23 protein-coding genes, 1 other RNA gene and 1 pseudogene are annotated in these 25,448 nt (G+C 58.5%); 7 read left to right on the top strand and 18 right to left on the bottom strand.

The features are described 5' to 3' along the window. Positions 1–78: 78 nt before the first annotated feature. The 13 genes and pseudogenes from crcB to gyrA all read right to left on the bottom strand — a co-directional run bounded on the left by crcB (position 79) and on the right by gyrA (position 14,272). Entirely contained in the window at positions 79–474 is a 396-nt protein-coding gene (gene crcB / locus RAE21_RS09335; protein WP_313875673.1) for a fluoride efflux transporter CrcB, read from the bottom strand. Then, positions 474–782 carry a ComEA family DNA-binding protein gene (locus tag RAE21_RS09330; protein ID WP_313881116.1) on the bottom strand — a complete coding sequence of 103 codons (309 nt, stop codon included), beginning with the start codon at positions 780–782 and terminating at the stop codon, positions 474–476. Before RAE21_RS09330 ends, crcB begins: the two co-directional genes overlap by 1 nt. 20 nt (positions 783–802) lie before the next feature. Further along, positions 803–1,825 (bottom strand): ADP-glyceromanno-heptose 6-epimerase, encoded by a 1,023-nt coding sequence (gene rfaD, locus RAE21_RS09325; protein WP_313881115.1) that lies wholly within the window; start codon positions 1,823–1,825, stop codon positions 803–805. Then, positions 1,822–2,745 (bottom strand): D-glycero-beta-D-manno-heptose-7-phosphate kinase, encoded by a 924-nt coding sequence (rfaE1, locus tag RAE21_RS09320; RefSeq protein ID WP_428984008.1) that lies wholly within the window; start codon positions 2,743–2,745, stop codon positions 1,822–1,824. Before rfaE1 ends, rfaD begins: the two co-directional genes overlap by 4 nt. A gap of 10 nt (positions 2,746–2,755) precedes the next feature. Then, entirely contained in the window at positions 2,756–3,913 is a 1,158-nt protein-coding gene (lapB, locus tag RAE21_RS09315; protein ID WP_313881114.1) for a lipopolysaccharide assembly protein LapB, read from the bottom strand. After that, entirely contained in the window at positions 3,903–4,217 is a 315-nt protein-coding gene (locus RAE21_RS09310) for a LapA family protein (RefSeq protein ID WP_313875678.1), read from the bottom strand. The genes lapB and RAE21_RS09310 overlap by 11 nt, the downstream gene beginning before the upstream one ends. 28 nt (positions 4,218–4,245) lie before the next feature. Further along, the gene (locus tag RAE21_RS09305) at positions 4,246–4,557 is read right to left on the bottom strand and encodes an integration host factor subunit beta (protein WP_313875679.1); all 312 of its coding nucleotides are present in this window, start codon (positions 4,555–4,557) and stop codon (positions 4,246–4,248) included. An 82-nt stretch (positions 4,558–4,639) separates the two neighbouring features. Next, positions 4,640–6,340 (bottom strand): annotated as a pseudogene (gene rpsA / locus RAE21_RS09300) (30S ribosomal protein S1); the annotation flags it as partial. Between the two features lie 92 nt (positions 6,341–6,432). Continuing rightward, positions 6,433–8,430: a bifunctional 3-phosphoshikimate 1-carboxyvinyltransferase/cytidylate kinase gene (locus RAE21_RS09295; protein WP_313881113.1), complete on the bottom strand. Its 1,998-nt coding sequence runs from the start codon at positions 8,428–8,430 to the stop codon at positions 6,433–6,435. Continuing rightward, positions 8,430–9,305: a prephenate dehydrogenase gene (locus RAE21_RS09290; RefSeq protein ID WP_313881112.1), complete on the bottom strand. Its 876-nt coding sequence runs from the start codon at positions 9,303–9,305 to the stop codon at positions 8,430–8,432. The genes RAE21_RS09295 and RAE21_RS09290 overlap by 1 nt, the downstream gene beginning before the upstream one ends. 21 nt (positions 9,306–9,326) lie before the next feature. Beyond that, positions 9,327–10,409, bottom strand: a complete 1,083-nt coding sequence (gene pheA, locus RAE21_RS09285) for a prephenate dehydratase (protein ID WP_313875681.1) — start codon at positions 10,407–10,409, stop codon at positions 9,327–9,329. 8 nt (positions 10,410–10,417) lie between these two features. Beyond that, positions 10,418–11,542: a 3-phosphoserine/phosphohydroxythreonine transaminase gene (gene serC / locus RAE21_RS09280; RefSeq protein WP_313881111.1), complete on the bottom strand. Its 1,125-nt coding sequence runs from the start codon at positions 11,540–11,542 to the stop codon at positions 10,418–10,420. A 69-nt stretch (positions 11,543–11,611) separates the two neighbouring features. Beyond that, positions 11,612–14,272 (bottom strand): DNA gyrase subunit A, encoded by a 2,661-nt coding sequence (gene gyrA, locus RAE21_RS09275; protein ID WP_313881110.1) that lies wholly within the window; start codon positions 14,270–14,272, stop codon positions 11,612–11,614. A gap of 237 nt (positions 14,273–14,509) precedes the next feature. Here gyrA and ompA point away from each other — a divergent pair, with 237 nt between their 5' ends. From ompA to RAE21_RS09250, 5 genes are all read left to right on the top strand, one after another. Continuing rightward, positions 14,510–15,154, top strand: a complete 645-nt coding sequence (ompA, locus tag RAE21_RS09270) for an outer membrane protein OmpA (RefSeq protein WP_313881109.1) — start codon at positions 14,510–14,512, stop codon at positions 15,152–15,154. A gap of 69 nt (positions 15,155–15,223) precedes the next feature. Then, on the top strand, positions 15,224–15,937 hold the full coding sequence (ubiG, locus tag RAE21_RS09265) for a bifunctional 2-polyprenyl-6-hydroxyphenol methylase/3-demethylubiquinol 3-O-methyltransferase UbiG (protein ID WP_313881108.1): 714 nt from the start codon (positions 15,224–15,226) through the stop codon (positions 15,935–15,937). After that, positions 15,934–16,614 carry a phosphoglycolate phosphatase gene (gph, locus tag RAE21_RS09260; RefSeq protein WP_313881107.1) on the top strand — a complete coding sequence of 227 codons (681 nt, stop codon included), beginning with the start codon at positions 15,934–15,936 and terminating at the stop codon, positions 16,612–16,614. Before ubiG ends, gph begins: the two co-directional genes overlap by 4 nt. Positions 16,615–16,626: 12 nt before the next feature. Beyond that, positions 16,627–17,003, top strand: a transfer-messenger RNA (tmRNA) gene (gene ssrA / locus RAE21_RS09255). Positions 17,004–17,358: 355 nt separating this feature from the next. Next, positions 17,359–19,863: a hypothetical protein gene (locus tag RAE21_RS09250; protein ID WP_313881106.1), complete on the top strand. Its 2,505-nt coding sequence runs from the start codon at positions 17,359–17,361 to the stop codon at positions 19,861–19,863. A 226-nt stretch (positions 19,864–20,089) separates the two neighbouring features. Here RAE21_RS09250 and RAE21_RS09245 read toward each other — a convergent pair whose 3' ends face one another. Beyond that, positions 20,090–20,221, bottom strand: coding sequence for a hypothetical protein (locus RAE21_RS09245; protein WP_313881105.1), 132 nt, complete (start codon positions 20,219–20,221; stop codon positions 20,090–20,092). Between the two features lie 231 nt (positions 20,222–20,452). Between RAE21_RS09245 and istA the strand changes: the two genes are divergently transcribed. Both istA and istB read left to right on the top strand, forming a co-directional pair. Next, a complete protein-coding gene (gene istA / locus RAE21_RS09240) occupies positions 20,453–21,526 on the top strand; it encodes an IS21 family transposase (RefSeq protein ID WP_428984048.1) in 1,074 nt (357 codons plus the stop codon). Beyond that, the gene (gene istB, locus RAE21_RS09235; protein ID WP_313879687.1) at positions 21,523–22,350 is read left to right on the top strand and encodes an IS21-like element helper ATPase IstB; all 828 of its coding nucleotides are present in this window, start codon (positions 21,523–21,525) and stop codon (positions 22,348–22,350) included. The genes istA and istB overlap by 4 nt, the downstream gene beginning before the upstream one ends. 371 nt (positions 22,351–22,721) lie before the next feature. Here the strand turns inward: istB and RAE21_RS09230 are convergent, their stop codons facing one another. The 4 genes from RAE21_RS09230 to RAE21_RS09215 are packed head-to-tail and all read right to left on the bottom strand — an operon-like array spanning position 22,722 to position 25,205. Further along, positions 22,722–23,150 carry a hypothetical protein gene (locus RAE21_RS09230; RefSeq protein WP_313881104.1) on the bottom strand — a complete coding sequence of 143 codons (429 nt, stop codon included), beginning with the start codon at positions 23,148–23,150 and terminating at the stop codon, positions 22,722–22,724. Beyond that, a complete protein-coding gene (locus RAE21_RS09225; RefSeq protein WP_313881103.1) occupies positions 23,147–24,490 on the bottom strand; it encodes a recombinase family protein in 1,344 nt (447 codons plus the stop codon). Before RAE21_RS09225 ends, RAE21_RS09230 begins: the two co-directional genes overlap by 4 nt. Then, complete coding sequence (locus RAE21_RS09220) at positions 24,487–24,969, bottom strand: DUF2924 domain-containing protein (protein ID WP_313881102.1); 483 nt, start codon at positions 24,967–24,969, stop codon at positions 24,487–24,489. Before RAE21_RS09220 ends, RAE21_RS09225 begins: the two co-directional genes overlap by 4 nt. Further along, a complete protein-coding gene (locus RAE21_RS09215; protein ID WP_313881101.1) occupies positions 24,966–25,205 on the bottom strand; it encodes a hypothetical protein in 240 nt (79 codons plus the stop codon). Before RAE21_RS09215 ends, RAE21_RS09220 begins: the two co-directional genes overlap by 4 nt. Positions 25,206–25,448: the final 243 nt, after the last annotated feature.

Raw genomic sequence — 25,448 nt, 5'->3', positions numbered from 1 at the left:
GAGGCACTGGATGGGGCTGGCGGTGCGCGTGTGCCAGCGCCGTCTTTTTCAATCAAAAGCAGCTGTAGCGCCCGAAAATCATGCGCGGGTAGCTATAAAAAATGTAGCGGTGCGCAGGCCGGCCAGTGTCAGGGCTAAAGAGCCCAGCAGGTGAATTGCCGCCGTGCCCAAGGCGAGCAGGTAGCGCTGTTGGCCGAGCATGGCCACCACCTCTGCAGAGAAGCTGGAGAAGGTGGTGAGTGCCCCCAAAAAACCGGTGACGAGCGCCAGGCGCCACGCCGGGTCCAGCTGTGGCATGGCTTGAAAGACGGCCACACAAATGCCGATCAAATACCCGCCGATCAGGTTGGCAGCCAGGGTGCCCCAAGGCAGCACCGTGCCCGCCGTGGCAACCGGGTTCAGCCAGAGGCCGAGTTGCCAGCGCGCCAGCGCACCGGTGCATGCACCCAGACAGATAGCGACTACCGACAACATCATTTCTCTGGCGCAGTAAAAGCGGCGCCGTTGACCGTCAGCCCTTGGCTGGACAGTTTGGTCGCAGTTGGCGGCTTGATGCCTTTGACCCGGGCCATGAAGTCGCCCCAGTCATGAAAGGCGCCGCTCTCACGGGCTTTCAGAATGCGGGCGGTGCTGCTGGGGCCGAGGCCGCGCAGGCCATCGAGTTGTGCCTCGGTGGCCTGGTTCAGTTCCAGTGCGTGGGCTGCGCTCGTTCCCATCAGCAACACCGTTAGCAAGCTGAGCGCTCCGCGCTGAAGGCGGGTGCGTGTGGGCAAGTGGCTCATCAGCAGTTCCAGTGCGGTTGTCAGGCTTTGCGGCTGGCGAGCCAGTCCACATACCGGCTCACGCCGGTTTGCACATCGGCGAAGGTGTGGTCGCAGCCGGTCGCGCGCAGAGCGGTCAGGTCGGCCTGGGTGTAGCACTGGTATTTGCCGCGCAGCGCATCAGGGAAGGGCACGTATTCCACCAGCCCTTGCTGGGCGATGTCATCCAATGGCAATGCGGATTCGCCGCGCAGGCGTCGCATGGCATTGACCACCGAGCTGGCTACGTCGTTGAACGGTTGTGCGCGGCCGGAGCCGAGGTTGAAGATACCGCTTTGGGCCGGATGGTCGAAGAACCAGAGGTTGACCGCCACCACATCGTCAATGAACACAAAGTCGCGCATCTGGCCGCCTTGCGGGTAGCCACCGTATTCGCCGAAGAGCTTGACCTTGCCTTCTGCGTTGAACTGGTTGAATTGGTGGAATGCCACACTGGCCATGCGGCCCTTGTGCTGCTCGCGGGGGCCGTAGACGTTGAAATAACGGAAGCCCACCACCTGGTGGGTGCGGCCAGCCTTGGTGCGCTCAAAATTCGCACCACACTCGCGGCGCATGCGTTGGTCGAACAGCAGCTTGGAATAGCCATACACATTGAGCGGCGCCTCAAAGGCGGGGTCTTCGCGGAAGGTGTCGGAGCCGCCATAAGTGGCGGCACTCGATGCATACAACAGCCGGGCGCCACGCTTCTGGCAGGCTTGGAACAGGTGCCAAGACAGCGTGTAGTTGTTGGCCATCATGTACTTGCCGTCTTGTTCCATAGTGTCGCTGCAGGCTCCTTCATGGAACACCGCTTCGACCTGGCCGTAGTGGCCGGCGGCGAACTCGTCGTAAAAGGTATCCATGTCGACATAGTCGGCAATCTTGAGGTCGACCAGATTGCGGAATTTGTCGCCTTGCTTGAGGTCGTCGACCGCAATGATGTCCGTCATGCCGCGGGCATTGAGCCCGGCAATGATGTTGCTGCCAATGAAACCGGCCGCGCCGGTGACCACGATGCGTGTCATACAAAAAGCTCCTCATAAGACACCGTTGCGGTGCCGAATTTACCCACCACAATGCCGCCCGCCCGATTGGCAAGGGGCACGGCGTCGCGCAAGCGCATGCCTGCGCCCACCAGGGTGGCCATGGTGGCGATCACGGTATCGCCTGCGCCGGTGACATCAAATACTTCCCGCGCTTGGGCGCTGACATGCAGATGGCCGTCGGCATCAAACAGGGTCATGCCCTCTTCGCTGCGGGTGAGCAACACGGCATCGAGTTGCAGTTGCTGGCGCAAGGCGTGTACTTTGGTGTGCAGCTCGTCTTCGGTGGCCCACGCGCCGATCACTTGTTGCAACTCCGCGCGGTTGGGCGTGATCACCGTCGCCTGCTGGTAGCGCGAATAGTCGCTGCCCTTGGGGTCGATAAAAATCGGCTTGCCTGCCGCACGGGCTCCGGCAATCATGTCGCTCACGTGGGCGAGGCCGCCCTTGCCGTAGTCGGAGAACAAAATTGCATCGTGCTCTGCCAACAGCCGGGTGAAGGTGGCGGTCTGGGTCGCCAGTACTTCGTTTTTCGGGGTGTTTTCAAAATCGAGCCGGATCAGTTGTTGCTGGCGCCCGATGACCCGCAACTTGACCGTGGTCTTGAGGTCGGAGTCCCGCCCGAAGTGGGTGCGGATACCGGTTTTGGCGACCAGGGCCTCCAACTTGTGGCTGGCTTCGTCATTGCCCACAACGGTCAACAGCGAGGCCTGTGCGCCTAGGGTGGCGGCATTAAAGGCCACGTTGGCGGCACCGCCACAGCGCTCTTCTTCATGGGTGATGCGCACCACGGGTACCGGAGCCTCGGGGGAGATGCGATCCACGGCGCCGTACCAATAGCGGTCCAGCATCACATCGCCAACGACCAGCACGCGGGAGGCGGAGAGTTTGTTTTTTGTCATGCTCATAGGGTTAAAGCTCTTCGACTCGCCGTGCCGGGTAGCTGTCCCAAGCTTGGCAGCCCGGGCATTGCCAGAAGTGCACCTTGGCTTCGAAGCCGCAGGCGGCACAGCGGTAGCGGGTCAGGGGTTTGACGGCGTGGTCCAGCGCCCGTTGCACCTGGGGGTGAAAGGCTTCGCGCTCCAGTTTTTCACCGGCAATCCATTTGGTGGCTGCGACCAGTGAAGGCTCTTTTTCGAGGTGGCGGGCATACCAGTCGCGTGCGGTAGGGGTGAGTTCGCTGCTGCTCGCTTCCAGGGTCACGATGGCGTCCAGCACATCGAGCGATGGCACGTCAAGGTAAGTGCTTTTGAGCAGGGCCAGCGTGGCTTCGCCTTCGCCGGCTGCCAAGGCGCTTTGCGCCAGCAGTGGCGCAATCAAAGGGATGGCCGAGGGAGCTGCGTACAAAGCCTCTGTGAGCGTTTTGCAAGCCTTGGCAGCCTGTCCTGAGCGCGTCCACAGCGCTGCCAAATCCATCCGCGGGCGGGGAACCTGAGGGGCACTCGCAATGGCCTGCTCGAGCAGTGCGCGGGCGGATGACTCGTCGCCTTGGGCGAGCAGGGTGGCCGCCTGTTCGCAGAGGTAGTGCGCCAAGCGACCGGTGAAGCTGCCTTGGCCGGACGCTTCGAGCTTGCGTGCAATGCCGGCGGCGTGTTCCCAGTCGCGCGAGCGTTCGTAATTGGCCAAGAGCGCCAAGCGGGCTTGAGCCTCAAAACGGGTGCCTTCGAGTTTGAGCAGGGCCTCTTCCGCGCGATCCAGCAGGCCGGCTTTCAGGTAGTCGAGCGCCAGGGCGTGTTGGGCGCGGTGCTGGTCGTCCTGGCTCAAGTCGCCACGGGACAGCAGGTGCTGGTGCACACGCACAGCACGCTCATACTCGCCCCGGCGGCGAAACAAGTTGCCCAAGGCAAAGTGCAGTTCCGAGGTGTCAGGGTCGCTTTGGACCGCCTCAATGAAGGCGTCAATCGCCTGGTCTTGCTGTTCGTTGAGCAGGAAGTTCAAGCCTTTGAAATAGGCTTTGGGGGCTTGCCGGTTTTCGATGCGCAATTGGCGCAAATCCAAACGGGAAGCGAGCCAGCCCAGCACGAAGGCAATAAGCAGGCCGATCAGCAGTAGCGAAATATCAAAGTCCATGCGGGGGCACTAAAGGCAGTGCATTGGATTCGGCGGCAAGCGTGGCGCGTGCGGAGTCTGCATCAGAGCGGGCCCGGCGGGCCGCTTTGCGGTGCCGCCACCAGCGGGGCACCATACCCAAGACACCGATCAACAAACCGGCTGCAAAGGCACACAGCACGACGAGCACCATGGGCGCTGTCCATCGCGTACCGAAGAAAAAATACACGGTCACATCGCCTTGGTTATTCAGGGCGAAAGCGAACAGGGTAAAAAAAATGGCCGCTTTAAGTAGCCACTTAAAGAGCCATGCGATCTGTTTCATTGATCTCCTCGTTGTCGAGGGATTCTACTCAGGGTTTTGCCTTGGATTCCAGCTCTGCGGTACGGGTATCCACCGCTTCGCGAAGCGCTTTGCCCGGCTTGAAGTGAGGGACTCGTTTTTCAGGAATGGCAACGCTCTCGCCACTGCGCGGATTGCGGCCCATGCGGGGCGGGCGGCGATTGATGGAGAAGCTGCCAAATCCGCGGATTTCGATGCGGTGACCTCGAACCAATGCGTCGTTCATCGCATCCAGAATAGCCTTGACGGCGAATTCAGCGTCGCGGTGCGTCAATTGCCGGAAGCGGTCGGCCAGTTCTTCAACAAGGTCGGAGCGGGTCATAGCGGTTTACACAGAATATACGAAGAAAAAACGACCGGTGCAGTGAAGCAACCGGTCGTTCAATCAGGTCAGCAACAACAGATTAGTTGTTGTTGTCCAGCTTGGCGCGCAACAAAGCGCCCAGGCTGGTGGTACCAGCGGAGCCGGTGTTCTGGTTCAGGGATTGCATGGCTTCGTTCTGGTCAGCCATGTCCTTGGCCTTGATGGACAACTGGATGTTGCGGGTCTTGCGATCCACGTTCACCACCACAGCAGTCACTTCGTCGCCTTCTTTCAGCACGTTGCGAGCGTCTTCAACGCGGTCGCGGCTGATTTCGGAAGCGCGCAGGTAGCCCAGGATGTCGTCGCCCAGATCGATTTCAGCGCCCTTGGCGTCCACGGTCTTGACCTTACCGGTAACGGTCTGGCCCTTGTCGTTCACGGACACGAAAGTGGTGAAAGGATCGGAATCCAACTGCTTGATACCCAAGGAGATGCGCTCGCGGTCCACGTCCACGGCCAACACGATGGCTTCAACTTCCTGGCCCTTCTTGAATTCGCGCACGGCGGTTTCGCCGGATTCGTTCCAAGACAGGTCAGACAGGTGCACCAGGCCGTCGATACCGGCAGCCAGACCCACGAACACGCCGAAGTCGGTGATCGACTTGATCGGGCCCTTCACGCGGTCGCCGCGCTTGGTGTTCTGAGCAAATTCTTGCCATGGGTTGGCCTTGCACTGCTTCATGCCCAAGGAGATACGACGCTTGTCTTCGTCGATTTCCAGAACCATGACTTCGACTTCGTCACCCAAGGCAACGATCTTCGAAGGAGCAACGTTCTTGTTGGTCCAGTCCATTTCGGAGACGTGCACCAAGCCTTCGATTCCGGGTTCGAGTTCCACAAACGCGCCGTAGTCGGCGATGTTGGTGATCTTGCCGAACATGCGGGTACCTTGTGGGTAGCGGCGGTTCACGCCCATCCATGGGTCGTCGCCCATTTGCTTCAGACCCAGAGACACGCGGTTCTTTTCGGTGTCGAACTTCAGGATCTTGGCAGTGATTTCCTGACCGGCTGTCACCACTTCGGATGGGTGACGGACGCGGCGCCATGCCATGTCAGTGATGTGCAACAGGCCGTCGATACCGCCCAGGTCCACGAACGCACCGTATTCGGTGATGTTCTTGACCACGCCTTGCACCACAGAACCTTCTTTGAGGGTGTGCATCAGCTTGGCGCGCTCTTCGCCCATGGAGGCTTCCACCACAGCGCGGCGGCTCAGCACCACGTTGTTGCGCTTGCGGTCCAGCTTGATAACCTTGAATTCCAAGGTCTTGTTTTCGTACGGAGACAGGTCCTTGGTGGGACGTGTGTCGACCAAGGAACCGGGCAAGAATGCGCGGATGCCGTTGACCAGAACGGTCAGGCCGCCTTTGACCTTGCCGGAAGTGGTACCGGTCACGAATTCGCCGGATTCCAGGGCCTTTTCCAGGCTCATCCAGGAAGCCAAACGCTTGGCCTTGTCACGGGACAGGATGGTGTCGCCGTAGCCGTTTTCGACGGAGTCGATAGCCACCGACACGAAGTCGCCCACTTGGACTTCGATTTCGCCCTTGTCGCTCTTGAATTCTTCGATTGGCACGTAGGCTTCAGACTTGAGGCCGGCGTTGACAACGACGAAGCTGTGCTCGATGCGGACGACTTCAGCGGTGATCACTTCACCGGTGCGCATTTCCGAGCGTTGTAGCGATTCTTCAAATAGGGCTGCGAAAGATTCAGACATGTGTTTTGCGGTTTGCACCGCGGGGTTAAGTTGTTGAACCCCGTCGCTCTTGGTGTGAACCGGTGCGCTGGCGCGCGATGAAAGCGATGGGGGCCAGTTTGCTTTTCAGGCCGGGGCTAGAAAGGCTGTTTGCTCTGCCACCAGTCCAGCACGGTTTGAACAGACGTATCGACTGTCAATTCCGAGTTATCAAGCAACAAGGCATCTTGTGCCGGCTTCAAAGGGGCGACGGTGCGGGAGGAGTCCCGTGCGTCGCGAGCCTCTAGGTCAGCGCGAAGACTGTCGAGTGTAGCTGGAATCCCCTTTGAAATCAACTGTTTAAGCCTGCGCTCCGCACGGCATGCGGCGCTGGCGGTGAGGTAGACCTTCAAAGCGGCTTCCGGGAAAATTACGGTACCCATGTCACGGCCATCCGCCACCAAGCCGGGCAGCTGCCGGAAATTGCGCTGCAAATCGATGAGTGCCGACCGTACCGCTGGGAACGCCGAGACCTTGGAAGCGTTCATGCCGGCTTCTTCGGTCCGGATCAGCTCGCTGACGTCTTCGTTGCCGAGCCAGATATGGCTGCCTTCGAAATGAATCGGCAATGTGTTGAGCAGGGTCACAATCGCGGCTTCGTTGGCGATGTCCAGGGTAATACCCGCGCGGGTGGCGGCCAACCCAGTGATTCGGTAGAGCGAGCCGGAGTCCAAAAAGTGGTAACCCAGCTTCTCAGCCAGTACCGCAGCCAAAGTGCCTTTGCCGGATGCGGTAGGGCCGTCGACACAAATTACCGGAATGGAGGATGTGGCGGATGACGCTACCGAGAACAGGGTTTCAAAATAATCAGGGAAGGTCTTGGCGACGCATTTCGGGTCTTCAATGCGCAGTTGCACGCCGGCAGGATTAAATGCTGCCAGTGAAAAACACATGGCCACGCGGTGGTCGTCATAGGTGTGGATGCTGGCGGGTTTCCAGTCTTGCAAGCTTGCAGGTGGGGTGACCTGAATAAAGTCAGCACCTTCGACCACGCTGGCGCCGAGTTTGCGCAGCTCTGTGGCCATGGCGGCGATGCGGTCGGTCTCTTTAACGCGCCAGCTGGCAATGTTGCGCAGGGTGGTGGTGCCGTCGGCATAGAGCGCCATCACGGCCAGGGTCATGGCGGCATCGGGGATGTGGTTGCAGTCGAGGTCGATGGCTTTCAGGGGCCAAGCGCCGCGTTGGATATGCAGCCAATTCGGGCCGCTGTCGATTTTTGCGCCCATGGCTTGGGCGGCTTCCATGAAGCGGATATCGCCCTGAATGGAGTCCGCTCCGACGCCTTGCACCTTGATGCCATTTTGGCTATTGGCCGCCGTGGATATTGCGCCTAGTGCTATGAAATAGCTAGCGCTAGAGGCGTCTGCTTCGACATGGATGTCTCCGGGCGAGCCCAGCTTGGCGCCTGCAGGAATGGTGAAACGCTGCCACTCGTCACGTTGGACCTGCACGCCAAAGCGCGCCAGCAGGTTCAAGGTGATCTCAATGTAGGGGCGGGAAATCAGCTCGCCCACCACTTCAATCACGATGTCTTTGGTGGCGACCAAGGGGAGTGCCATCAAGAGGGCGGTCAAAAACTGGCTGGACACATCGCCGCGCACCTTGATGGGTGCATCAAGCTTCAGTGCAGGCTTGCCTAGCTTGAGCGGTGGATAACCTTCGTTGCCCATATAGTCGATGGCGCAGCCCAGTTGGCGCAGTGCGTCCACCAGATCGCCGATGGGCCGCTCGTGCATGCGCGGCACGCCGCTGAGTTCAAAGTCGCCGCCGACCACCGCCAGAGCAGCGGTCAATGGCCGCATGGCGGTACCTGCATTGCCTAAAAACAGTTTGGCGGAGCCATTGGGGAGCTTGCCTGCCAGTCCGGTGATGCGCACGGTGGTGCCCGACTCTTCCACCAGGCACCCGAGGGTGCGCAGGGCGATCAGCATGACGCGGGTGTCGTCCGAGTCCAGCAGGTCGTGAATTGTGGTGGTGCCCTCGCTCATGGCGGCGAGCAGCAGCACGCGATTGGAGATACTTTTCGAGCCGGGGAGGGTGACCGCGCCGGCGGCATGGACCAAGGGGGGCAGGTCGAGGAAAACGGTAGAGAACATTATTTGTTGAGCTTGGTGGCCATGGTCCAGTTGGCGCGTGTGTGGCTGGCTTGTTCAATCAGCCCCTCAAGTGCGTCCGCATTGCCGCTGGAGATCATCAGCTCCATGGCCTGGAGTGTGCGTTGGAAGATTTTGCTTTGTTCGAGCAACTCTTCGCGGTTGGAGATCATGATGTCGCGCCAAATTTTGGGATCGCTGGCCGCAATGCGGGTGAAGTCGCGAAAACCGGGCCCGGCCAAGGATAAATAGTCTTTGCCCTGCGGCTGTCCTTGGATGCCGTTCATCAAGGCAAATGCAATCAGGTGGGGCAGGTGGCTCACGGCGGCAAACGCAGCGTCATGCTGTTCGGGAGACATCTTCAAAACCCTGCACCCCAGTGCAGACCAGACATCGACCGCCTTTTGCAGTTGGGTGGTCAGGGTGCGTTCTATGGGGGTCAGAATGATTTGCTTGCCGGCGTACAGGTCGGGGTCGGCATGTTCCACACCGGAGAGCTCTTTGCCGGCAATCGGGTGGGCCGGCACGAACGAGCCGATGTGCTCGCGCAAGCCGCGGCGGCCGGCATCGATTACATCGCGCTTGGTGGAACCCACATCCATGATCAGCATGTTGGGGGTGACCAAGTGCTTGATGGCCTTGAAGGTCGACTCAGTCGCCGACACGGGGACCGCAATCAGCACAATGTCGGCACCGGACACGGCCAGCAGAGCCGAGGGCGCTTCGATGTCGATCACGCCCAACTGGCGCGCACGTTCGGTGGTGGAGGGGGATTTGCTGTAGCCCACCACCCGTTTGACGAGTCCGGCCCGCTTCAACGCCAGGGCGAACGAGCCGCCCATCAAACCGCAACCAATCAGACCGAGTTGTTCAAACATAAATGGTGTCCTGCAGTCAGCTCAGTCTGCCAAGGGGTAGGTGCCCAGCACCTTGTAAAAAGCGCAAAGTCCGGCAAGGTCTTTCAGCGCAGCAGTCACATGCGGCTGCGATGGGTGGCCCTGCAAATCGATGTAGAAGTAATACTCCCACTGGCCGCTGCGGGCCGGACGGGACTCGAACCGGGTCATGGAAACACCATGCTGCTTGAGCGGCACCAACATGTCGTGCACTGCGCCCGGCTTGTTGGGCACCGAAACTACCAAGCTGGTGCAGTCTTTGCCGGAGGCCTGCGGCGCGGGCAACACGCTGGGCAGGCAGACCACCACAAAGCGGGTCCGGTTGAAGGCTTCGTCTTGAATGGCGTGTGCTGCAGTGTGCAGGCCGAATTCGGAGCCTGCACGCTCACTCGCGATGCCTGCCCAAGCGGGGTTGGTGGCAGCCAGGCGAGCACCCTCGGCATTGCTAGACACCGCGCGGCGTTCCGCATGGGGTAAGTGGGTGCTGAGCCATTGTTGGCATTGGGCCAAGGCTTGCGGGTGCGCGAGCACCACTTCAATGCCCTCCAGCGAGGCAGTGGTGCGCAGCAGGTGGTGGCGCACCAGCAGGCTGATTTCGCCCACGATATGCAGCGGCGAGTTCAGCAGCAGATCCAGCGAGCGGGTCACGACGCCTTCCGTGCTGTTTTCCACGGGCACCACGCCAAACTCGGCAGAACCTGCGGTGGCGGCGTGGAATACCTCGTCAAAGTTGGCACAGGGTACGTGGGTGATGCTGGAGCCGAAAAAGCGCAGGGCGGCTTCTTCACTGAACGTGCCTTTGGGGCCCAAGTAGGCCACACGCTGCGGTGCTTCCAGCGCCCGGCAGGCCGACATGATTTCGCGCCAGATCACCGCGACGCTGCTGTTCTTGAGCGCGCCGTCGTTGGCGGATTGCAGGGTCTGAATGACCTGGGCTTCGCGCTCGGGGCGGAACACCGCAGAGCCTTCCACCTTTTTGACTTCACCCACCTCGTTGGCCAAGGCCGCACGGCGGTTCAGCAGGGTGAGGAGCTCGATGTCCAGGGCGTCGATCAAGACGCGGAGTTCGGGGAGTGTTCGTGCCATGGTGCGCCTCAGCCGTGGGTGCGTTCAAACTCTTGCATGTACTGGACGAGTGCCTGCACGCCCTCGAGCGGAATCGCGTTATAAATGCTGGCACGCATGCCACCAACCGACTTGTGCCCCTTGAGTTGCAAAAGGCCGGCCTCTTTGGCGCCTGCGAGGAAGGCGTCGTTCAGGCTCTCGTTGCGCAAGAAGAAAGGTACGTTCATGCGGGATCGCGCATTGCGTGCCACGCCGTTCATGTAGAAGCCGGTCGCGTCAATCGCACCGTACAGCAACTTGGCTTTGGCGATGTTGCGGGCCTCCATGGCGGCCACGCCCCCTTGGCGCTTGAGCCACTTGAACACCAACCCGGCGATGTAGATCGAATAGGTAGGCGGGGTGTTGTACATCGAGCCGTTGTCGGCCACGGTTTTGTAGTCAAACGCACTGGGGCAGATCGACAAGGCATGGCCTAGCAGGTCTTCGCGCACTACCACGAGGGTGAGTCCGGCGGGGCCAAGGTTCTTTTGGGCCCCCCCAAACGCTAGGCCCACGCGGCTCCAGTCCACCGGACGCGACGCGACATGGGAGGAGAAGTCCATCACCAGTTCGGCTTTGGAGCCCAGTGCCTTCAGATCAGGCAGGCTCTGGAATTCGATGCCGTGGATGGTTTCGTTGCTGCAGATGTGCACATAGCTGGCGTCATCACGCAACTCCCAGCTTGCGGCAGGAGGGATGGCGGTAAAACCATCTGCCTTGCTGCTGGCCGCAATGTGGTTGCTGCAGTACTTGCCAGCTTCCTTGAACGATTTTTCACTCCAACTGCCCGTCAACACAAAGTCGGCAGCGCCTTGGCCATTGCCGGCGCGCAGTCCGCTCAAATTCAGCGGAACGATGGCGTTTTCGGCCAATCCACCGCCTTGCATGAACAGGATCTTGAAGTTGGCTGGTACCGCCAACAACTCGCGCAGATCCGCTTCAGCAGCTTCGTAGATGCTCAGGAACTCTTTGCCGCGGTGGCTCATTTCCATGACGCCCATGCCGCTCAAACGACCTTGGGCATCGGGCCAATTCAGCATTTCGGCGGCGGCTTGTTCCAGCACTTCAGCCGGCATGGCGGCCGGTCCGGCCGAAAAGTTGTAAGGGCGTTGCATCAGTGGCTTATCAATAAAATCGGGCTCTAGCGCTTATAGAACGTGCGTGGGTAGCTATCAAAATGATAGTCACTCGGCGGCGGGTGCGTCTCCGTCTGTACCGTCTGCTGCATCTTCCGCACCCTCTGCAGTGGCATCGGATGGGTTGGCGTCGTTTTCCACGATGCGTTGCAGTCCGCTAAGCTTGGAGCCTTCATCCAAGCCGATCAGGGTCACGCCCTGGGTCGCACGACCCATTTCGCGGATCTCGCTGACCCGGGTGCGCACCAGCACACCCTTGTCGGTGATCAGCATGATTTCGTCGTCGGCATGTACCAAAGTTGCCGCCACGACCTTGCCGTTCCGTTCGGATTGCTGGATGGCAATCATGCCCTTGGTGCCACGGCCATGGCGGGTGTATTCGGTGATGTTGGTGCGCTTGCCGAAGCCGTTTTCGGTGGCGGTCAACACACTTTGCTGCTCGTCTTCAGCCACCAGCATGGCGATCACGCTCTGGCCATCGTCTAGCATCATGCCTCGCACACCCCGGGCGTTACGACCCATGGGACGCACATCGTTTTCGTCAAAGCGCACAGCCTTGCCGCCGTCACTGAACAACATCACGTCGTGCTTGCCGTCGGTCAGTGCTGCGCCGATCAGGAAGTCGCCTTCGTCCAAGTCCACGGCGATGATGCCGGCCTTGCGCGGGTTGCTGAATTCGTCGAGCGCCGTCTTTTTGACCGTACCCATGCTCGTGGACATGAACACATACTGGTCGGCAGGGAAGGTGCGTTTCTCGCCGGTGAGTGCCAGCACCACGGTGATTTTTTCGCCTTCTTGCAAGGGGAACATGTTCACGATAGGGCGACCGCGCGAGCCACGCGAGCCCTGAGGCACTTCCCACACCTTGAGCCAGTACAAGCGGCCGCGGTTCGAAAAACACAGGATGTAGTCGTGCGTGTTGGCCACAAATAGCTGGTCTACCCAGTCGTCTTCCTTGGTGGCTGTGGCTTGTTTGCCCCGGCCGCCGCGCTTCTGGGCACGGTATTCGTGCAGGGGCTGGCTCTTGATGTAGCCGCTGTGGCTCATCGTGACCACCATGTCAGTGGGTGTGATCAGGTCTTCGGTGGACAGATCGAACGAAGAGTGCTCAACCAGGCTGCGGCGCGCGCCGATCTTGGTCTGGCCGAATTCCTGTTTCACATGGCCCAACTCTTCACCGATGATCACTGCCACGCGGGCTGGCTTGGCCAAGATGTCCAGCAGGTCTTCGATCTCTGCCATCACGTCTTTGTACTCGGCGACGATCTTGTCTTGCTCCAGCCCGGTCAGGCGCTGGAGGCGCATTTGCAGGATTTCCTGCGCTTGCGTTTCAGACAGCCGGTACAGGCCGTCGTTGCCCATGCCGAATTCTTTTTCCAAGCCGTCGGGGCGGTAGTCATCCGCATTCACCACGCCGCCGTCGGCACGGGTGCGCGTGAGCATTTCGCGCACCAGCTTGCTGTCCCAAGGGCGGTTCATCAGCTCCAGTTTTGCCACAGGGGGGGTGGGTGATTCACGGATGATGCGGATGAAGTCATCAATATTGGCCAGCGCCACCGCTAAGCCTTCCAGCACGTGGCCACGCTCGCGGGCTTTGCGCAGGTTGAACACGGTGCGGCGGGTCACTACTTCACGGCGGTGGTCCAGGAAGACTTCGATCAAGTCTTTGAGGTTGCACAGCTTGGGCTGGCCGTTCACCAAGGCCACCATGTTGATGCCGAAGGTGTCTTGCAGCTGGGTTTGCTTGTACAGGTTGTTGAGCACCACCTCGGGCACTTCGCCGCGCTTGAGTTCGATGACCAAGCGCATGCCGGACTTGTCGGACTCGTCCTGGATGTGGCTGATGCCTTCAATTTTCTTTTCGTGCACCAGCTCTGCCATGCGCTCTTGCAGAGTCTTTTTGTTGACCTGGTAGGGCAGCTCATCCACGATGATGGCCTGACGCTGGCCTTTGTCGATGTCTTCAAAGTGGCAGCGTGCGCGCATAACCACGCGGCCGCGGCCCGTGCGGTAGCCATCTTTCACACCTTGAATGCCGTAAATGATGCCGGCGGTCGGGAAGTCAGGTGCCGGAATGATGTCCATCAGCTCGTCGATGGAGGCTTCCGGGTTCTTCAGCAAGTGCAGGCAGGCGTCCACCACTTCGTTTAAGTTGTGGGGCGGAATGTTGGTGGCCATACCCACCGCGATACCGCCCGAGCCGTTGACCAACAGGTTGGGGATGCGGGTGGGCATCACCAGAGGTTCTGATTCGGAGCCATCGTAGTTGGGGCCGAAGTCGACTGTTTCTTTATCCAGATCGGCAAGCAACTCGTGGGCGATTTTCGCCAAACGGATTTCGGTGTATCGCATGGCCGCCGCACTGTCGCCGTCCACGGAGCCGAAGTTACCTTGGCCATCCACCAGCATGTGCCGCATAGAAAAATCTTGCGCCATACGGACGATGGTGTCGTACACCGACTGGTCGCCGTGCGGGTGGTACTTACCGATGACGTCGCCCACAATACGCGCCGACTTTTTGTAGGCACGGTTCCAATCGTTGTTGAGCTCATGCATCGCATAGAGCACACGGCGGTGCACGGGTTTTAAGCCGTCTCGTGCATCGGGCAGCGCCCGACCCACGATCACGCTCATGGCGTAGTCGAGGTAGCTGCGGCGCATTTCCTCTTCAAGACTGATGGGCAGTGTTTCTTTGGCGAACTGGGTCATAGTTGGTGTCTGTCTATCAATGTCGAGGACAACCTTGGATTCTACGGCCGCGCGGGTGTAGCACGATTGCAACAGCTTCAGTCATCGTTTGTGAATACCGGAACTAGTTGGCAAGGGCATTTATCTGGTTCCCCACGGTATGGCACAATCAGATCAACGTCTTCGGCGCTAAAGGCCTTGGGGCGTCACCAATCAATCGCAGCTCGCTGCAGTTACTGCCTAAATAAGGAAGGTTCTATGAAACAATTGAATAAAGTTGCAGCCCTGATCGCTACCGCTGTGTTGGCTTCTGCCGCTGGCGCACAAGAAATTCACAACTGGCGTAGCGCCGCTGGCGACGTTTGGAAGAACGTTGACGGCCAGTGCTGGCGCGATGCCAGCTGGACTCCAGCAACTGCTGCAGCTGGTTGCGACGGCGCAATCGTTGCTCCTGCTGCAGCACCTGCACCCGCAGCAGCTCCCGCTCCTGTTGCTGCTCCTAAGCCCGCAGCAGCACCTGCACCCGCAGCAGCTCCAGTCGCCGCTGCAAGCAAAGTAACTTACGCTGCAGACGCATTCTTTGACTTTGACAAATCCGTGTTGAAGGCCGAGGGCAAAGCTAAGCTGGACGACCTCGTGTCCAAAGTGAAGGCCATCAACCTGGAAGTCATCATTGCTGTGGGTCACACTGATGCCACTGGCGCTGACGGCTACAACCAAAAGTTGTCCGTTGCACGTTCTGAAGCTGTGAAGGCTTACTTGGTGTCCAAGGGCATTGAGAAGAACCGTGTTTACACAGAAGGCAAGGGCGAGAAGCAACCTGTTGCTGACAACAAGACCAAAGAAGGCCGTTCTAAGAACCGCCGCGTGGAAATCGAAGTGGTTGGCACTCGCGCACAATAATCAGTTCTTCTGAATGATTAGAAAAAACCCGCTCCGGCGGGTTTTTTCTTGCCCCTACATAATCACGCCATGACATCCACTATCAACGCCGACCCCGCCGAACTGGCTAAATTCTCCGAGCTTGCCCATCGATGGTGGGATTTGGAGAGCGAGTTCAAGCCGCTCCATCAAATCAATCCCCTGCGTTTGGGGTGGATCCGGAGTTTTGTGCCCTTGGCGAACAAGCGCCTGGTAGACATTGGTTGTGGCGGTGGAATATTGGCTGATGCTGCTGCACGTCAAGGTGCTGAAGTGTTGGGCATCGACCTGTCGACCAAAGCCCTGCGTGTCGCTCAGCTCCATGCGATGGAGGCTGAAACTACCGGGGTGACTTACCGCGAGGTCAGCGCAGAAACGCTCGCCATGGAGGCTCCTGCGGCATTTGATGTTGTGACCTGTATGGAAATGTTGGAGCACGTGCCTGACCCGGCCTCGGTAGTGATGTCGTGCGCACAGATGGTCAAACCGGGTGGGTGGGTATTTTTCTCGACCTTGAACCGCAACCCTATGTCGTTCATTCAGGCGATTGTGGGGGCTGAGTATGTACTTAAGCTTCTGCCAAAAGGAACCCACGAGTACGCCAAAATGATTCGTCCTAGCGAGCTGGCGCACTTTTGTCGGGCAGCCGGTTTGGACCTAAAAGCCACCAAGGGTCTTGGGTATAACCCCATCACCGGTAAATATTCACTTAACAACAGTACGCAGGTCAACTATTTGTTCGCTACCCAAAGGCCTTTCGAATGACCTTGCGTACATCGCGCGGCAACATCAAGGCAGTTCTTTTTGACTTGGATGGGACGCTTATTGACAGCGCTCCGGATTTGGGTGCCGCAGCAGACAAGATGCGCATGGATCGTGGCCTCTCATCTCTGCCCGATGAGGCCTATCGCCCCATGGCCGGTGCCGGTGCCCGTGGCATGCTGCAAGTTGCATTTGGCATGACGCCGGATGCGCCTGATTTTGCGGAAATGCGTGAGGAGTTTTTCCAGAACTATGAGAAAAGCATGACTGCGCGCACCTATGTGTTCGCCGAGGTTCAGGCATTGCTTGAGCAAATCAGTGCTGCCGGGTGCTTGTGGGGTGTGGTGACCAACAAGTCCAAGCGGTTTACCGAGCCACTGGTCGCCCAGCTGCCTTTGTTCTCCGAGGCTTCGGTAGTGATCAGTGGGGACACCACGCCGCATGCCAAACCGCACCCTGAGCCTTTGCTAGAAGCTGCCCGGCGCCTTGGGCTGACTCCTGCTGATTGCATTTATGTAGGCGATGATGAGCGCGACATCCAAGCCGCTCGCGCGGCTGGCATGTTCTCTGTTGCTGCATGTTATGGCTATTTGGGAGCTCAGGCCGACACGGGCAAATGGGGCGCGGACATCGAAATTAAATCACCCTTAGAGCTCTTGCAATCTCTCACAACCGCCTAAAATAGGACCCGAGGGGCTGCACTGGTTTCGACACGGGTTCGGACGCGCAGCAGGGCATGTCGAGCTGAATGCGCTCGTAAAACAGATTCAAACAAACTAACTGCAAACGACGAACGTTTCGCACTCGCCGCTTAATTGCGCGTGAGGCTCACAACAGCAAGCCGATAGGCTGGGCAAGGGTGGCGCAAGCTGTCCAGGCTGTGGGCTAATTTCATTCGGCTGGACTTGCCTTGGGTGACTTAGGGCAGGTCGAGACAATAGGTTACTGGCGTCTTGCATAGCGTGCCACTGCGCGATGTAAGGTGCGAGATTCAAATCAGATGGCTACACATGTAGAACTGTTCGAAGAAGGCTTGTGGACGGGGGTTCAAATCCCCCCAGCTCCACCATATGCGGGGGGACAGATTTTCTCTGTCCCCCTTTTCATGCCCGGAAAGCCCTGTATCAGCGGGCTTCCGCGTTTTGCCTTGTGGACGCGGCGGGGCACATTTCTCTAGTTTTTGGCCTCAGAGTCCGAATTTCTCTCTTTTTTCTCTGTTGCCTTGTGGACGTGTCCATAAGCTGGACACAGTATTCATGCGGGTTCCAGCGATTGGGTTGGACCATGTCAGTGGCCAAGCATAGGGGAGTTGAACCGGATAAATGTCGATCTCAGGCTGATTGCTGTCAGTTGGTTTCGAAGCACCAATGTCTGCTGCTACCGGCAACAGTCATCGAGCGGCTGGCCAGCTTGTAAGATATGCCATGAACAAGCCAGACCCAAAGGTCAGGGCAACACCCAGAGCCCTCCGTATCGCCTACGTGTTGGAGGACGGTGTCGATGCGCATGGCTGGCTCGATGCGATATTCGCCGACTGTTTTGGCCGCGATGGCGGACGTCAGTCGCTTGTCGTGCCATTGGTGAACGGAGCCATATCCGAGCCATTTCAGACATGGCTTCGCCTGCTTGATCCGGACTTTGTGCTGCTCCTGACGTACGATAACGCCGCCTTGGTGCCAGGATTGATGGCACTTCTAGCCGATACAACGCTGCTCGAACGGAAACGAGACCGTGCCACGCCTGAGCAACATCCACGGGTGGATCTCGAACGGCTATCTGGCCTCACATCACTATCGTGGCTGCCGTTCCTTAAAACCGTATCTGGTCTCCATAGCGCGGCGCCATCTCACATTCTGGATCGCTACCCAGCCTGGAATGACGATGGCCTCATCAAGGACAACTTCGGAACCCTTTTTGGCAGCGTGAACCCCTTCCCGCTGCATCAGCAGATCGGTGTGCGCGGCATGATGTTGACCCCTGAAAACCCGCCGGACAACCGCTGGCACTTTCGCCCCCTGGAGGGGGATGAGGTGCACGATTCCTATACAGTTCTGGAGAATCTTGGGAATCGTGGCGGCATAGCGACGCTCGGTCAACTCTCGAATCTTCGTGGCCAACCGCACAGACCAGAACACCGCTGGACGGATGGCTTCTGCCTCGTTGTTGGAGATACGCTCGAAGACCGCATTGCGTGCTGGAATGCGGGTCTGCTCTTCGATGACGCACGCAGTCAGCGCTACAAAACTCTTCGCATTCCAGCCGAAGCAGTCGTCAGCGTCGAAAAGGTCGACAAGATCGGCGCGTTTCTAAAGACCGGTAATTGGTTGGGGAGCAGCAACGGCCCAGCGCGGGTGTTCGTACGTTCCCGTTCGCTCGACGCGGCAACCCTTGAGGGATTTGTTAAGCGCCTGCAAGAATCGTCACGCGCGATCGTTACCTTTGATCCTATTGCCTCGATCGACGACTGTTGCCCGCCCGACGCTGCGCGGGTCTGGCGTGCCTTGCCTAGCATGACCGATGGCACGCCTACTGTAGAGACTGCAATTGCCGGTCCCAAAGTGGCAGTCAGTGTTCCCCAACCTTTGCAGCTCGCGTATTGTGCGGGCCTGCACCCGATCTTCACCCAAGGGGCTTGGTACATCGACTTGTCCGTCGACCGGTTGCACGACATAGGCCGCTTCAGCAACGTACGCGAAGCCTGGGCGCTGCCCAAGCGGCGGCAATTGGTGCGCCACTTCTCCGGCGAGAACGGCGCTCGCATTCGAGCAGGCGGTGGACTGGCGGTGCCGGTCAATATTGAGACTCGGACGGTCGAAATAAAGCAACCCGACGACAGCAATGTCTTCCAGAGCCTCATCACTGAGAACTCACGCTTTGACTATGGCGACCTGCGCGGCTTACACGCCAAGGCGGCACTCTACCGCTACACCAAGCCATCCGACAAAGGCAGCTACCTTCAAGGGTTGATTGGGATGTTTGGTTCACTGAGCGACATCGAGCACACAATGGAGACGCACTTCTGGCGTGCGCAGTTCGGAAAAATGGCCGCGCCTGCGCAAAGCCAGCATGACGAGGTCATTAGAGACATTCAACAGCGCATGCACGCGGCCGACGGAAGGCTTGTCATCGAAGACGACGCTGGATGGCAGAAACTAGCGCAGCGAATCGTACAGAAGGCAAGCAGACTGAAAGTTCCTCGACTTCGAACGCGCTACTCGCATCTCCTGAACGACTGGACCGAAGAGCTTACCGCCGCGATCGAGAAGGACCCTAATCTGAAACAACGCCAGGACGAGATCCTGGGTGAGCGCGAGGATGACCTCAAGAGGTCCTTGAGCTTCTTCTTTGAACGCGGTGTGATGTATCGCGGCCACGAATGGAGTTGTAGGGAGTGTCGGCATAGAAACTGGGTCGGGGTCGAAGCGTTGAAAGACGTGATGTCTTGCGATGTATGTGGTCGAGAGCATCAACTTCCCATTGATGTCGCGCTCGACTTTCGGATGAACGAATTCTTCGCCACCTGCCTTCGCGAACACGACACGATCTCAGTTGCGTGGGCGATCAGCGCCCTGAGACAACAGGCCAAGCACTCTTTCATGTTTGCCCCGCAGACGGCACTCTATCGGGATTACCCAGAGAATCAGGCCCAGCGAATCGACCGTGAGGTCGACCTACTTTGCATCATGGATGGACGACTTGTGATCGGTGAGGTCAAGGCTCGCTCTGAACTGATCACTAAATCGGATATCACGGACTTAGCTGCGGTAGCCCAAGAATTGGGCGCCGACTTAGCCGTTCTGGCTGCTGTAATGGGACAGCCCGCGGCCATGGAGGCGAAAGTTACGGAGCTTCGCGCCTTGCTCCCGGCGGGCATCAACGCCGAATTTCTGCTTTCGGATTGGAGCGATGAGCCGTCGAGCTTCCTTTGAATGCACTGTGCGAGTGTTGGTCGTTTCCGAATTTTGTGTAAGCGGGGCGGACTTTAGCTTGTGGCGAGACGCCGCGATGACCGCTTCCTGGATGAGACAGTGATCTGAAGGCGTGGCAGCAACTGACAGCAATCGCTGCACTCCGGTCGGCCGGTTTGGCAATGGCAACTGCAGGCTGGTTGCCGTCGCTCACGATGGGTACTGACGCAGGCGCACCCCACTACCGTTAATCGCCCTTTTTATGCTTGTGAGGCTTGAGGTCAGGCGTATTCTTTGGCGTTTCCTTGTTGTCACGTCGACGCTTATCAGGTTTGCCCGTTGATTTGGCAATTGGTTTGGGCCCAGGCTTGATTGGCATATCTGTCCTCCTTTAGCTTGAAGAAATGCTCTCCGAGTTTGGCCGCCCTACGTTAAGGCAAGTGGATACCGCAGTCAACTCGCGCAGCGACTTTCCTAGGCTTAGGAGGTATGAATCTTCAGGTGCGACAACATTGTCACGCGCAGTATGAAAATGACACGCAAACGCGGTGAGGAATTGATACACCTCGACTAACGTGCCAAGCCATCCGAACCATGGATGGGACTGGCAATGATTACGAACGAGGAGTACATGGAACTCAAGGTTTTAAGGAAGCACAGGCTGAGCTTGCGCGAGATATCGGCGCAAACTGGAATGGCAGTCAACACGGTGCGTAAGTATTTGGAGGGCGGTCCGCCGGCCATGAAGAAACTGCCGGAACGTAAAAGCAAGCTCGATCCATTCAAGGACTACTTGGCTGGACGTATTCAGGCGGCCAAGCCTGATTGGATTCCCGCAACGGTGCTGCAGCGTGAGATTGCCGCACAGGGGTATACGGGCTCCGTGCGCATCCTGCAGGAGTACCTCAAGGAGTTGCGTCCACAGGCGCGCCCGGATCCGGTTGTGCGGTTCGAGACCCAGCCCGGTGAGCAAATGCAGATGGACTGGATCGAGTTCCGCAAGTCTGGGCATAAAGACGGCATGTTGGCGGCGTTTGTGGCAACGCTTGGCCACAGCCGGGCGACCTTCGCGGAGTTTGTCACAGACATGAAGCTGGAGACACTACTGGCGTGCCATGTCAGGGCGTTCGAGAGCTTTGGTGGAGTCACCCGTGAAGTGCTGTACGACAACATGAAGACCGTCATCCTCAAGCGTGACGCCTACGGCAAGAACCTGCACCAGTTCCAGGGTGCCTTTGCTGACTTTGCGCACCACCATGGCTTTGTGCCGCGGGTGTGCAAGCCCTATCGGGCCAAGACCAAGGGCAAAGTCGAACGCATGAATGGCTACATCCGGCGCAGCTTCTGGGTGCCATTGGTGGCGAGTATGAAGCAGCAATGCTTGGTGGTGGACGCGGACACAGCCAATCGGGAAATGCGCACCTGGCTGCGTGACGTTGCCAATGTGCGGATCCACGGAACCACTGGGTGTGTGCCGGCACTGGCTTTGCAACAGGAGCGCACACATCTGCTGGCCATCCCCAGCGCCTACAGTGGGCGAACAGTGCGTCAATTGCAAAAAGTCACCGGTAGCGGCGCAGCAGTCCGGCCAATTCCAGCCGCGGCATGGCGAGGCCTGCAGCATCCTCTGGCGATGTATGACACGCTGGTGCACAACCAAGCCTCAGCAGGAGGACGACCATGAGCCTGCAAATGGAAAGACTGCGTGAACTGTGTGATCAGCTGCGCCTGCTCAACTTACCCGATCAGCTTGCCCACTTGGGGCAAATGGCGGCCAAGAAAGAGCTGGGGTACCTGGAGTTCCTGGAGCAAGCCTTGCGTGGCGAGGCTCTAGCCAGAGTGGAGAGAACACGCGCCATGCTCACGCGCATAGCGGGCTTCCCCGCCATCAAGACGCTTGATGAGTTTGACTTCCAGTTTGCCAGCGGCGTGCCCAAACCCCTGGTACAGGAGCTTGGCAGTCTGGCCTTCGTGGAGCGCAGCGAGAACGTGGTCTTGCTGGGCGCCAGTGGGGTGGGCAAAACCCACTTGGCCATCGCCTTGGGCTACAGGGCAACCCAGGCTGGAATCAAGACGCGTTTCATCACGGCGGCAGATCTGCTGATGACACTGAGCACGGCACTACGGCAGAACACCCTGGAAGAGGCTATCAAACGCATCGTGCGTCCCTACCGGCTGTTGATCATTGACGAGGTCGGGTACCTTCCCATGAATCGGGAACAGGCGAATCTTCTGTTCCAAGTCATTGCCAAACGCTATGAAGTGGGAAGTCTCATCCTGACCTCCAATCTGCCGTTTGGGCAATGGGACCAGACGTTTGCAGACGATGCCACGCTGACAGCGGCGCTACTTGACCGACTGCTCCACCACGCCCATGTGGTCCCGATTTCAGGAGACTCCTATCGCCTGAAAGATAAGCGGCGTGCCGGTGTGATTGCCGCCAGCAGCAATACCCTACTCAAACGAAAACGCAGTCACCTTGATACACAGGAGGAACAGGCAGCCTAAGGGCGCCAAGCAGTCAGTGGCGAGCCACTGACTGCTTGAAAGACAAGCAAAGACAAAACAGACAATCGCCCCACACAACGGTGTATCAAATCCACGCCGCGTTTGCGTTCGACAGCTGTATCAAATCGAAACTGCGTTTGACAACATCTTCCGAAAGGGTCATAGAACGACAGCTTAGGGCGCCAATCCTGTTCGACAGCTTCTGCCAAGAATCGCTAACCAGCAAATGTGAGCCGCTGACGGCTCCCGCTGCATACCGGAAATGGGACTGAAGAGTGAATCGCTTGCATCCTGTCAAAACGCCACTTTTCGTAAAACCAAGCCATGGCCGCGAAATTGGCTGAAGGTCGCACGGAGCATTATGAATCCCTTCAGGCGGCTTGCTGTGACATGAATTGCTCATGCCACAGGTTCGGTAGTGCGTTTCTGGTGAACCACATCATGTTGGCTTCATGAGGTGGCTTTCCCCCAAGGATGTCCATCACCAGGGCAGGGTCCAGCAGCGTCAGTCGCAGCAGCTCATTGACCGTGCTCGGATCTAGGCCCTCCAATTGGGCGATTTCAGAGCCGCTCTTGACCTCTCCGGTGTCGAGCAGCCACTGCCAGTAATGGGCCCTGGCCAGCCCGTGGAACAAGGCGACGTGGGTGCTCTTGGCTAACACCGCACCCATCTGTTGGCCTTCTGGCGCGTCCTGGGCCAGTACCAGGGTTTTGATGCCTGGGCGGCGTTTGAGCTTGAAGGGCTTGCGTGTGGAGATCCTAAGACCTTCGCCTTCCTTGCTGATTGTCATCTCGCTCATGCTGGCATCTCCATCTCCAGCATCTCTGCGCCGATTGTCCCGGGCTTCATTGCCTCCAGCAGAGCCAGCCAGTCAGTGGTGCGCCAGCTGACCTCGATCGTGTCGTCATCGTGCAGCGTGACTCGTTCGACCAAGCTGCGGATGATGTGGCTTTTGAGCTCATCGAAGTAGCTGTCCCAGATTTCCGCTGTGCGCTGAAGCACCAAATTCACAGCTTGGGCCTCGGGGATGCCGGGGTTGAGCTGCTGGATCTGGTGCCAGTATTGATTGAGCATCGTGCCCGAGCACAGGAAATCGAGTACCTGCCGGGTGACCTCCTGTTCCACCGGCTCGGCAGGCTGGTTGGCGACGGTGCTCTGGCTGGCGCCCTCGTGCATTTTCTTGTTGTGCACGTAGTAGCGGTAGACCTTGCCAGATTTCTTCTGACAGGCCATCGGAAGATACAGATCGCCTGCAGGGGTGTAGATCAAGCCGCGCAACAGAAACTGGGTCCGGGCCTTCAAGGACCAAGTGGCCTGGGTCTTCTCTTCGGGTTTGCGCGCAAGCATTTTCTGCACCTTGTCCCACTGGTCCTGATCGATCAGGGGCTTGTGGGCACCAGGGTAGAAATTGCCCTTGTGCGAGAGCATGCCCAGGTAGACGCGGTTTTGCAGCACCTTGTACAGCGACTGCTTGCAAAAATGCCGCCCCGTTTTGGTCAGGAGGTTTTGCTCCTTCATTTGCTGGACCATCTGCGTGGTCGATCCTGTGCTGGCGTAGGTGTCGAAGATCCAGTTCACAGTTTCCGATTCTTTCGGGTGGATCAGTAACTGGCGATCTTCCACACGGTAGCCCAGCGGCACCACGCCACCCATCCACAGCCCCTTGCGTTTGGAGGCGGCAATCTTGTCTCGGATGCGTTCGCCGGTCACTTCGCGTTCGAACTGAGCAAAAGACAGCAGCATGTTGAGCATCAGGCGACCGTTGGAGGTCGAGGAATTGATCTGCTGGGTGACGGAGCTGAAGCTGACCGTGTGCTGGTCAAAGACCTTCATCATCTGGGCAAAGTCGGCCAGCGAGCGCGAGAGGCGGTCGATCTTGTAGACCACCACCATGTCAACCTTTCCGGCCTTGATGTCTGTCATCAGGCGTTTGAAGCCGGGGCGTTCCATGTTGCCGCCGGAGAACCCGGGGTCTTCGTAGGTGTCCTGCACGGGCACCCAGCCTTCTGTGCGCTGGCTCATCACAAAGGCCAAGCCTGCTTCGCGCTGGGCATCGATGGAGTTGAATTGTTGGTCCAGGCCTTCATCAGAGGACACGCGGCAGTACACAGCGCAGCGTTTGATGGTCACTTCAGTCATACGGCCACCATATTTTTTACGCCAAAAAATGCGGGTCCGGACCAATGCGTGCCGGTGATGTTCTTGGCGATCGCCGATAGGCTGCGGTAGATCTTCTGGTTGTACTCGTAGCGGCCGTCGGCCAAAACCTCCACCCTGAACTCTTTGCCTTCGAACTCACGCACCAGTGTGGCCCCGGGCATGGCCACCGCTTTGGCCGGGGTCTTGGTCTTGATTTTGGAGAGGTTTTGGCCGTAGTCGACCAAGCGCTCGCGTGTGGACTGGGGCAAGGTGCCAAAGGCCAATTCCTGAATCCGGTAGCTCAAGCGTGAGGTCAGATATTTGCGGTTGGGGTGTACCGGGCGGCTTGCGAAATGCAGATCCCACACTTTCCAAAGATCGGGCATCTTCATTTCATGCAGGGCAGCCACTTCGCGTTGGACGGCATTGAGCTTTTCCAGACTGCGCTGCTCGCGCGGGGTGATGGATCGTGGCTTCATGGGTGAACTCCTTGTTCTGTAGACGGGTTCACATTCACGCTCTGCCAGGCATTGAAGTCCACGAACTCGTCCAGTTCAGTGGCGTAAACCTGACTGCTGTGGATTTCGGTGAGCTTCTGGTGTTGACTGAGGGCGCCTTTGGCCATCAGTGCGCTGATCTGTTCAAGGCAGAGGTAGCCACTCTTTTCCGAGCGATTGCCCAGGGGGCTTGTGGATTGGTTCAGGTGGACTTTCATGGGGAGGAATTGATTGAGAAAACCGTCCACAAATCGTATGAATGAACCCCTCCAGAAGTAACGTGTTTTGGCGGGCCAATGAGGTCCTTGAGTTGGAGAGCCGCATAAATCCTGGGTTTCTGAGACACCGGCCAGCATTCAAGCGGCCTGCAGCGGTGGCTTTGACAAACTTGCCAAAAGCTGTATATTTATCCAGCAATCCGGCAAAACCTCAACCCAAGCCCCCGGTCAACAGACTGGGGG

Origin of the sequence: Rhodoferax potami (assembly GCF_032193765.1) — a bacterium.
In the GTDB taxonomy this organism is placed as follows: domain Bacteria; phylum Pseudomonadota; class Gammaproteobacteria; order Burkholderiales; family Burkholderiaceae_C; genus Allorhodoferax; species Allorhodoferax potami.
Note: the sequence above shows the minus strand (reverse complement) of the source record. Positions and strands in the feature narration are given on the sequence as shown.